The organism is Agriterribacter sp. (genome assembly GCF_035444585.1).
Taxonomy (GTDB): domain Bacteria; phylum Bacteroidota; class Bacteroidia; order Chitinophagales; family Chitinophagaceae; genus Agriterribacter.
On sequence record NZ_DAOMOZ010000182.1, the window covers coordinates 1 to 9,936 of the forward strand.

Consider the following 9,936-nt stretch of genomic DNA (forward strand, 5'->3'; position numbering starts at 1 on the left):
GAAGGAAGGTCAGATCGCATCTGAACGCAAAGCACCAAAAACAAATCCGAAGCCGGAAATTCTAAATCCGAAGATGCGGTCGGCACCTGACGGAAGGAAGGTCAGATCGCATCTGAACGCAAAGCACCAAAAATAAATCCGAAGCCGGAAATTCTAAATCCGAAGGAATACAGTAAGAACCAAATAACAAATCACAAGAACCCAACCTGTCCGCCGTGGCGGATAAATTTCAAATTCAAAAAATCCGAAAACGAAAAATTCAAAAACCGAAGCGAAGGGTAACTATAAACCACAAACCATAAACTACAAATTAAATAATCCGAAGCGAAATGCAATCTCAAACCCGCCTGCCGGACGGGCAGGTCTTAAATCTTAAATATCAAATCCTCCAACTCCCTCACTACCCTGCTCACGGGCAAACCCATTACATTGTAAAAGTCGCCGTTGATGCGTTCTATGCCTACAACACCTATCCATTCCTGTATGGCATACGCCCCGGCTTTATCGTAGGGTTTATATTTTTCCACGTAAAAAGTAATTTGCTCCGGGGTTAATGCGTGGAACCATACTTCGGTAATGTCTGCAAATGTCTTTTCTTCTTTGCCATTTATAATAGCTACCCCGGTAATCACCTCATGTTTTTTGCCCGATAACTTGTGCAGGATCCCGATGGCATCTTCCCGGTCTGCCGGCTTGCCAATGATCTTTCCTTCGCATACTACTATCGTGTCCGCCGCCAGTACAGGCATGTGCTGTTCATATCTTTTATACACTTCATTTACCTGTACCGCAAGTGCTTTTTGAAGGGCTATATGAATGGCCGCTTCTTTGGGATGGAGCTGACGGGGGAAGCTTTCATCTGTTGCCTCAGCAATGATATCAAACTCCACTTCCGCCCATTCCAATAGCTGTTTCCGTCGCGGCGACCGTGAAGCAAGCACTATTTTTTTCATGATTGGTATACTTTAAAGAAGATCATAGAAAGGATGCCGGCAAGCATAACGAACTTTACCGCACCGCTCAGGTAATGGTAATCTGCAGCTACAGATGCCACATAGAGCTTCCCTGCGATCCACAGCAGCGGAACAATAATAAGCAGGGTACAATATAAAATGCTCCACCACCAGCCCAGGTACATGGCATAAAATTGTATGGCCAACAGTGAACCGGTAAGCACCATCAACCACACCCCTGCAAATACTTTCGACACCGGTATGCCCCATACTACAGGCATGGTTTTACCGCCATAACGGGCATCGCCTTCCATATCTTCCATATCTTTTATTACCTCGCGTATGAGTGAAATAACAAACGCAAACCCTGCATACAAAAAAGCCAGCCGCATGATCCGCCGGTGCACCTGCTCATCAATGGCTGCCGGCATTTGCCAGCCGGGAACAATGCTGGCAGGAAAATGATCAACAAAAAAGAAAACCACCAGCACTACCCATGCGGTAAGCGTAGAAATAATGATATTACCCGACAGCAGCTTTTTTTTGAAAGTGGTGGAATATACCCACAACAGCAATACACATATTACATTGGAAAAACCAATAAGCCAGTTGCGGGTTACAAAAGAAATATAAAATCCCATTACCACGCCTGCCGTAGAAAATATCCAGTGCCAGATGATAGCCCACCTGCGGTGAATGTGCTTTTCTACCACAATGCGGTCCGGCTTATTTACCTGGTCAATACTCAGATCAAAATAATCATTGATCACATATCCGCCTGCGGCTATGCTTACCGAAGAAGCCACCAGCAAAAGAAACAAGCTGAATTCATCTGCAAAAAATACTTCGGGGTGTATAGCCGGATAAAGAATACAGAAATAAAAAAGAAACTGTGTAATGCCAATGAAGATAAGATTGGGATACCTGATGAGTCTTAAAAATGCGCCAACCAGTTTCATGGCGTGAAGATAAACGCGGACTGCTGAAATTTCAAATCCGATGTCATTTAATTAGTGCGATCTGATAGACCTCTGCATTCAGGTCACAGGTTATAATTCTTCAAAATTTATCTCACTTTTATTTCACAATAAATTAAAGCCCCTGTCCACCTGTTAGGAATGAGAAAGCAGCGGCGAAATGAAGCTGAAGTCACAGAAGTACAAAAGCTCTATCAGGGCTTCTCCCCGAAAACGGGCAGTAATCGTTTTCGGGCGGTTTTTTGGTTACTTTTTTTCCGCAAAAAAAGTAAAGAAGCCCCCTCAACATTAAGGGAATAGCAATAGGCTTTTAATAGCTTAGAGCCTATTTTGCTGATTCAGCAAGGAACTGCATTCGCAGGCGGTTATTCTATACCCAATCCTTAACTAAACGACATTGAATTTCAAATCTAAATTCAACCCGCCTGTAGCTCATTATAATAGGCAGAAATGCTGCCCGACAGTTGAGCATATAATCCCGACAGAACCGGGAAGTCTTTCAACAGGGATAAATGTTTTGCTATGGTATCCCGGTCATTCCGTATTGCGGGTCCGGTTTGCATCAACCTGGCAGGGTATTGCTCAAGCCTCTGAACCGTTTCATGCAGCAGCGGCAATAAAAGTGAAAAATCGAGCGATTCCCCTGCACAAAAATCCTGGGTAAGGGTGTACAGGTAATTGGTAAAATTATTGGCGATAACTGCACCCAGGTGCAATTTCATTCTTTCATCGTCATCTGCACAATACACCTTGCCGGAAAGAGATGCTGCAAAGGTTTGAATGCTTTGCAGGGCACCCGGTGAGTTTGCATCTATCAATAAAGGTATTTCCGGGATGGCATGCCTGTCGCTCCGGAGGCTTTGCAGGGGATATAGCACACCGTAACTGCCGGCTGCATTTTTCAGTACCGATTTGCTGACAGCGCCGGCTGTATGTACTGCTATGCCTTTAATTTGTATTGGTAGCCAGTTTTCTATATCGGAAACGGCAGCATCGGAAACGGCTATTATATATATGTCAGCATCGTCAGTAATCTCGTAAAAGCTATCACTGTACGGCGCCTGCAACAATAGTCCCAGGGTTTGGGCATGCGCGGCATTCCGTCCAACAACCTGCACCACCTGGTGCCCGCACTGCAATGCCTTCCGCCCCAATACTGTTGCTGTATTCCCGGTGCCTATTATAACAATTCTCATTATTGCAAATTAGCGCTAAACTCCTTTACTTTTGCTGTTTGTCATTGATATTCCCCTACAAATGAAGCCCGCACATAAAATTGTATTGACATACATAAGAACCAGGCTATGGCTGATCGCTCTCATTTCGCCTCAAAAAGCAGCTCAAAAAGCTTTTACATTATTTTGTACACCGCGGCGCAGAAAGCAGCAAACCTCTTCTGCCATTATTAAAAAAGCGGAACTGATTTCATTCAGCATGAGCGGCCTGTCCGTTCGTGGCTACAGGTGGGACTATCCTTCGCCCAAAAAAATATTGATAGTACACGGTTTTGGATCTTCTGCCCGGAATTTCGACGGGTTCATTTGTCCTTTAATGGAGAAAGGATATGAGATTGTGGCCTTTGATGCCCCGGCACATGGCAAAAGCACCGGGAAAGAGATTACTTTGCCCCTGTATGTGCAAACGCTGCAGCACATTGTAAGCGAATACGGTCCATTTGATGCTTATATTGCACATTCCTTTGGCGGACTGGCAGTTGCACACCTGCTGGAAACCGTTCCGCACAGCGAGAAAACGAAGACCGTACTGATCGCTCCTGCCACAGAAACGACCACTGCCATAGACGGCTTCTTCCGGTTGCTTCATATGAACGGAAAAGTGAGACAGGCATTTAACAAACTGGTAGTGGATAAAAGCGGTATAAAACCCGAATACTTTTCCATAAGAAGGGCTATGCAAAACATAAAAGCGAACGTATTATGGATGCACGATGAGCAGGATGATATAACTCCTTTCAGTGATGTTGAAAAAGTTAAAAATGACGATCATCCGCATATCACATTCATTGTTTCCAACGGATTGGGTCACCGTAGAATATACCGCGACAGGAAGACGGTAGACCGCATTCTTCACTTTTTATAAATGATGGTTTTTTTGTTTTTTAATGGTTTACTTTAATATTGCATCAATTAATCATTGAGTTTAAGCAATACGATGGCAAAGAATTTATTGATAGTAGAATCACCGGCAAAGGCAAAAACCATTGAAAAGATCCTCGGCGAAGATTTTGAGGTTAAAAGCTGCTATGGACATATCCGCGACCTGGAGAAGAATGATATGGGCATTGATGTTAACAATCATTTTGAGCCCCGTTACATTATCCCGGAAGAAAAGGAGAAGGTAGTAAAAGATCTGAAAAGCCTGGCAAAAAAAAGTGGCGAAGTGTGGCTGGCAACAGATGAGGACCGTGAAGGGGAAGCCATAAGCTGGCATTTGTGTGAGGTGCTGGGACTGGATCCCGCAACCACCAAACGGATCGTTTTTCATGAAATAACCAGGCCTGCTATCCGGGCTGCGGTTCAGTCGCCCCGCTCATTGGATATGAACCTGGTAAATGCCCAGCAGGCACGCCGCATATTGGACAGGATCGTGGGATTTGAATTGTCGCCGGTGCTCTGGCGCAAAATGAGCATGCGCAATAACCTCAGTGCCGGGAGGGTACAAAGTGTGGCGGTACGTTTAATAGCCGAGAGAGAAAGGGAGATCAACGCTTTCAAAAGCACCAGCACTTTTAAAACAGAAGCTTTATTCGCCGCTAAAGACATCAGCAATAAGCCCGTTACTTTTAAAGCAGAGGGCAGCCGTTATTCCGTGGCGGAAGATGCCGCAAGCTTTTTGCAAACCTGCGTTGGCGCACAATATACCGTAAGAGATATACAAATAAAACCGGCCAAAAAATCGCCTGCCGCTCCTTTTACCACTTCTACCCTGCAGCAGGAAGCTTCACGCAAACTGGGCTATTCGGTAAGCCGAACGATGTTGCTGGCGCAGAAGCTGTATGAAAACGGGCATATTACTTATATGCGTACCGACAGTGTAAACCTCAGTGAAACAGCAGTTAGCGATATTTCGGCTAAAATTAAATCGCAGTACGGCCAACAATATGTGCAGGTGCGGAAATTCAAAAATAAAAACGAATCGGCACAGGAAGCACATGAAGCTATCCGCCCTACAGCTATGGAAACGCTTACTGTTGAAGACGCAGACTGCCGGAGGCTGTATGACCTGATCTGGAAACGCGCAATGGCCAGCCAGATGGCAGATGCTGAGCTGGAAAAAACAATAGCAAAGATCAATATCTCAACCAACAAAGAAGACCTTACCGCGCAGGGCGAAGTGCTGAAATTTGAAGGATTTTTGAAAGTATACCGCGAAGACAGGGATGAAGAAGACATAAATGATGATGAAACGGCAGAAGGTATGCTGCCGCCCCTCGAAGTAAACCAACAGGTAGAATTCAGGGAAATGAAAGCTGTGGAACGGTTTTCAAGACCGGCGCCACGCTTTACCGAAGCTTCACTGGTTAAAAAATTAGAAGAGCTGGGCATCGGGCGTCCTTCTACCTATGCACCAACCATTTCTACCATTTTAAAACGCGGGTATGTAGAGAAAAGGGATAAAGAAGGTGTAAAAAGAGATTACCGCATAATGCTGCTGAAAGCAGATAAAATAACGCAACTTACTGAACAGGAAACAACCGGTGCTGAAAAATCAAAACTTTTTCCAACCGACCTCGGGCTTGTGGTAACGGATTTTTTAAAGCAGTATTTCGACGACATTATGGATTATGGCTTTACCGCCAGGATTGAAGCAGAGTTTGATGAAGTAGCGCAGGGAAAGATAAAGTGGAATAAGATGCTGAGCGATTTTTATGCTCCCTTTAAAAAAGATGTAGACAACACCATTGAAACGGCGGAACGAATCAGAGGCGAAAGAGAACTGGGTGTTGATGCACAAAGCGGGAAGCCTGTTATAGCCCGCATGGGGCGCTATGGCCCTATGGTACAGATCGGCAGTACGGAAGATGAAGAAAAGCCGCGGTTTGCCAAACTGAAAGCCACGCAAAGCATTGAAACCATATCGCTGGAAGAGGCTATGGACCTGTTCAAACTGCCGCGAAACCTGGGTAAATTTGAAGATACCGATGTAACAGTGAGCATCGGAAGGTTCGGTCCGTATATCGCGCACGATAAAAAATTCTATTCACTCAGCAAAGAATTTGACCCCTACACCATAACACTGGAAGAAGCTACACCTGTTATCGTTGAAAAAAGAAAAGCCAAGGAGGAAAGGACCATTAAGGTTTTTGAAAAAGAAAAAATACAGGTTTTGCGTGGACCTTACGGGCCTTACCTGAAGCAGGGATTACGCAACTATAAGCTCAGCAAAGAACAGCAGGAAAGGGCGGCGGATATAACCATAGAAGAAGCACTCAAAACAATAGAGGAGCTTAAAGCAAATCCGCCTAAAAAAGCGGCAAGGAAGAAAAAAGCATAATTCGGGCTAATGTGATTAATTTTGATACATGCTTAAAACGCTCCAGATATTAGCTGCCAGTTTCCGGTTAGCCTGGCAGGAATTAAGAAACAATAAATTACGTACGTTCCTTTCGTTATTTGGAGTAACCATTGGCATATTCTGCATTATAGGCGTACTGACTACTGTTGACAGTCTCGAAAAAAACATCAAGGAAGGAATAAACAGTTTAGGTTCCAATACCATTTATATTGATAAGTGGGATTATTCGGGAGGCGGGGATGGCGAGTATCCCTGGTGGAAATATGTAAAACGACCTTCCCCTAAATACGATGAGATGCGTTTCATCCGTGCTAAAACCAATACCATAGACAATATAGCTTTTACCCTCCAGGTCCAGGGACAAAATGTAATTCACGGAAAAGATATGATCCAGAATGTTGCTTTGTATGGAGTAACGGAAGAATTCAATTCCATCCAGCCTTTTGAAATTCAATACGGGCGTTATCTCACTTTATCGGATATGGAAAGAGGGTCTGCAAGCGCTGTAATGGGCTATGAAAATGCTGCCAAACTTTTTGGCTCAGCCGAAAGAGCGCTTGGTAAAACAATAAGCATAAAAAACAAAAGAATAAACGTTGTAGGCATAATTAAAAAGCAGGGAAAAAGCTTATTGGTAAGCGGGTGGAATTTTGATGACTGTGTCATTTTATCTTACCGGTTTTTCAGAACGATATTCGAAGAGCGTTATTCGAGCCCTACCATTATGGTACAGGGCAAACCCAATGTAACCACTGAAGCCTTTAAAGATGAGCTTCGGGGAACATTAAGAGCCGTTCACCGTTTAAGCCCCGGAACGGAAGATGATTTTTCACTGAATGCCGTAAGTGATTTCAGCGATGCAGTTACCAAACTTTTTTCCAGTGTAAAGCTGGGCGGATGGCTCATAGGATTATTGAGCCTGGTTGTGGGCGCTTTTGGAATTGCCAATATCATGTTTGTAACGGTAAGGGAAAGAACGCCTGTAATAGGGTTAAAAAAGGCCGTTGGAGCCAAGAGCAGAACGATTTTATCGGAATTCCTGCTCGAATCGGCATTCATCTGCTTCATCGGCGGCGCTATCGGACTGCTACTGGTATTTTTAATGGCCCAGCTTTTAAGCGGCCCGCTTAATTTTAATGTTTATATCTCCTATAATATACTGGCGCTCGCCATAAGTATATGTATTGCCATTGGGGTGCTGGCCGGGATAATACCCGCCACTGTTGCTGCCCGTATGGATCCCGTTGTGGCTATACGGTCTAAGTAACTGTATTTGAATGGATCTCTATATTATTTGATATCTTTCAACCCCTGTTATATACTGTTATTATACTATAACTCCACTTTCTTCGTTATCAACACAGGACTGCTTTAACCTCCAATATTAAAATTATCCTATGATAAAATTTTTATACGTGGTGTCCCTTGGCATTACCTCTTTTCTTTTATTCATTTTTTCTAAAGAAAAAGATGATTTTGTTTGCAATAACCAGGTATCGGGAAAAATAGAGCTTATTACAGACTCATCGGGAAGCTATCTGGGTATAATAACCGAGCACAATAAAATATTACAGCCTTCTGCTATGAACGAAGACATTATTTTAGCTGCCGGCCAAAAAGTTACGATCTGTTATAATGTAGATTCTTCAAAATATACCCCGGCAAATGTTTCGGTACCGGTCAGTATAAAATCAATCAGCTACGTGCAGCAGTAATGCTCCTGTTTTTATTGGCACTTATAGTTGCATAATCTGTTATTTTTGCGCATGCAAAAAGATAGCAGTGATATTTCTATTCTGGCTATTGAATCCTCCTGCGATGAAACTTCAGCAAGTGTTTGCCGGAACGGAAACATACTTTCCAATATTATTGCCTCGCAAAAAATACATGAACAATACGGTGGCGTGGTGCCCGAACTGGCCTCAAGAGCGCATATGCAAAATATAGTGCCTGTAGTTGATACGGCAATACACAAAGCCGGGCACCGCCTGGAGAATACGGACGCCATTGCGTTCACGCAGGCGCCGGGTTTGATCGGCTCATTGCTGGTGGGATCGCAGTTCGCCAAATCACTGGCATTGGCCTTAAACAAACCATTAATTGCCGTGCACCATATGCAGGCGCATGTACTGTCTAATTTAATTGACGACCCCAAACCTTCTTTCCCGTTCTTATGTTTAACGGTGAGCGGTGGACATACACAGATCGTTTTGTGCCAATCGCCCCTGCAAATGAAAGTAATAGGCGAAACCATAGATGATGCGGCAGGAGAAGCCTTTGATAAATCGGCCAAATTATTGGGGCTTCCCTATCCCGGTGGTCCATTGATCGATAAATATGCGAAAGACGGTAATCCCAACAGATTTTCTTTTCCTGAACCGCAAATACCGGGTTTTAATTTCAGCTTCAGCGGGGTTAAAACAGCCATTTTATATTTTTTGCAAAATGCAGGCAAAAGCTATGTTTTTAAAGAAACATTTTTGGCTACCGAAGCAGAAAGAAAATCATTCATTGATAATAATCTTGCAGACATTTGTGCGTCCATACAGGCCCGGATCGTTTCCATTTTATTGAATAAGCTTAAAAAGGCCGCTATTACAACCGGCGTTAAAAATATTTGCCTGGCCGGGGGCGTATCCGCCAATAGCGGCTTACGCAAAGCTTTTAAAGAGATGGGCGAAAAGCAGCAATGGAATACATTTATTCCTGCATTTGAATACTGCACCGATAATGCTGCCATGATCGCCATTACGGGGTATTACAAATACTTAGAAAAAGATTTTGCAGATATATCCGTAACCGCCAATGCAAGGGCAGAATGGTGAATATACATAATAAAACCGGTGATCATAAATCACCGGCTTTGAAGCGCATGATTTTATTGCCTGATTATTTTATGCACAGCCTCACCATTGCGATGTAATACTTTTATTATGTACATTCCCTTTTGCAGGTCTGAAATATAAAGTTGCTGGTTAGCGGTTACATGTTGCCACTGGCGCAGCATTTGCCCGCTGATGCTGTACAGAATTACTCTTTCAGCTTTGTCTGTACCGCTCAGTACAATAAAATCATTAGCCGGGTTGGGGCTGATGGTCCATTTACCTGTGTTCATCACTTTTACACTTACAATATCACTATAGGAATACCTTCCGTCAAAGTCAACCTGTTTGATGCGGTAATAATTGGTACCGTAAGCAGGAGAATCATCCGTGGTATTGTAGATATGCGTACCGGGCTTGTTTTGTGAAGTAACCCTGGAAAGCTGCATGAAGTTTTGTCCGTCAACACTTCGTTCTATTTCAAAATGAGAAGTATGCTGCTCGTTTTGCGTTTGCCATTGCAGGCACATATTATCTGAACAATTGGATGCCGTAAAGTAGAGCCAGGTAAGTGGGAGCACGCTTGATATTTCAATCGTTTCACTACTCAGTGTAAGCCTTGTAGCTTCACTGTTGGTTACCACCACC

Annotated in this window: 9 protein-coding genes; 5 read left to right on the forward strand and 4 right to left on the reverse strand. The window is 43.7% G+C overall.

All coding sequences use genetic code 11. The annotated features are described in order from the left end of the window. Positions 1 to 365 precede the first annotated feature (365 nt). The 3 genes from PLH26_RS16680 to PLH26_RS16690 all read right to left on the reverse strand — a co-directional run bounded on the left by PLH26_RS16680 (position 366) and on the right by PLH26_RS16690 (position 3,126). The gene (locus tag PLH26_RS16680) at positions 366 to 953 is read right to left on the reverse strand and encodes a Maf family protein (protein ID WP_324587165.1); all 588 of its coding nucleotides are present in this window, start codon (positions 951 to 953) and stop codon (positions 366 to 368) included. Then, complete coding sequence (locus tag PLH26_RS16685; protein WP_324587166.1) at positions 950 to 1,912, reverse strand: geranylgeranylglycerol-phosphate geranylgeranyltransferase; 963 nt, start codon at positions 1,910 to 1,912, stop codon at positions 950 to 952. Before PLH26_RS16685 ends, PLH26_RS16680 begins: the two co-directional genes overlap by 4 nt. 434 nt (positions 1,913 to 2,346) lie before the next feature. After that, the gene (locus PLH26_RS16690; RefSeq protein ID WP_324587167.1) at positions 2,347 to 3,126 is read right to left on the reverse strand and encodes a Rossmann-like and DUF2520 domain-containing protein; all 780 of its coding nucleotides are present in this window, start codon (positions 3,124 to 3,126) and stop codon (positions 2,347 to 2,349) included. Positions 3,127 to 3,187: 61 nt separating this feature from the next. On the opposite strand from PLH26_RS16690, the gene PLH26_RS16695 reads away from it, so the two are divergent. The 5 genes from PLH26_RS16695 to tsaD all read left to right on the forward strand — a co-directional run bounded on the left by PLH26_RS16695 (position 3,188) and on the right by tsaD (position 9,291). Continuing rightward, positions 3,188 to 4,030 (forward strand): alpha/beta hydrolase, encoded by an 843-nt coding sequence (locus PLH26_RS16695; protein ID WP_324587168.1) that lies wholly within the window; start codon positions 3,188 to 3,190, stop codon positions 4,028 to 4,030. Between the two features lie 72 nt (positions 4,031 to 4,102). Further along, the gene (topA, locus tag PLH26_RS16700; protein ID WP_324587169.1) at positions 4,103 to 6,445 is read left to right on the forward strand and encodes a type I DNA topoisomerase; all 2,343 of its coding nucleotides are present in this window, start codon (positions 4,103 to 4,105) and stop codon (positions 6,443 to 6,445) included. A gap of 28 nt (positions 6,446 to 6,473) precedes the next feature. Then, on the forward strand, positions 6,474 to 7,733 hold the full coding sequence (locus tag PLH26_RS16705; protein WP_324587170.1) for an ABC transporter permease: 1,260 nt from the start codon (positions 6,474 to 6,476) through the stop codon (positions 7,731 to 7,733). Positions 7,734 to 7,863: 130 nt separating this feature from the next. Then, positions 7,864 to 8,181: a hypothetical protein gene (locus PLH26_RS16710; RefSeq protein WP_324587171.1), complete on the forward strand. Its 318-nt coding sequence runs from the start codon at positions 7,864 to 7,866 to the stop codon at positions 8,179 to 8,181. A 51-nt stretch (positions 8,182 to 8,232) separates the two neighbouring features. Then, positions 8,233 to 9,291, forward strand: coding sequence for a tRNA (adenosine(37)-N6)-threonylcarbamoyltransferase complex transferase subunit TsaD (gene tsaD / locus PLH26_RS16715; RefSeq protein ID WP_324587172.1), 1,059 nt, complete (start codon positions 8,233 to 8,235; stop codon positions 9,289 to 9,291). A 53-nt stretch (positions 9,292 to 9,344) separates the two neighbouring features. Here tsaD and PLH26_RS16720 read toward each other — a convergent pair. Next, the coding region (locus PLH26_RS16720) for a T9SS type A sorting domain-containing protein (protein ID WP_324587173.1) at positions 9,345 to 9,936 on the reverse strand (592 nt) is incomplete at its 5' end.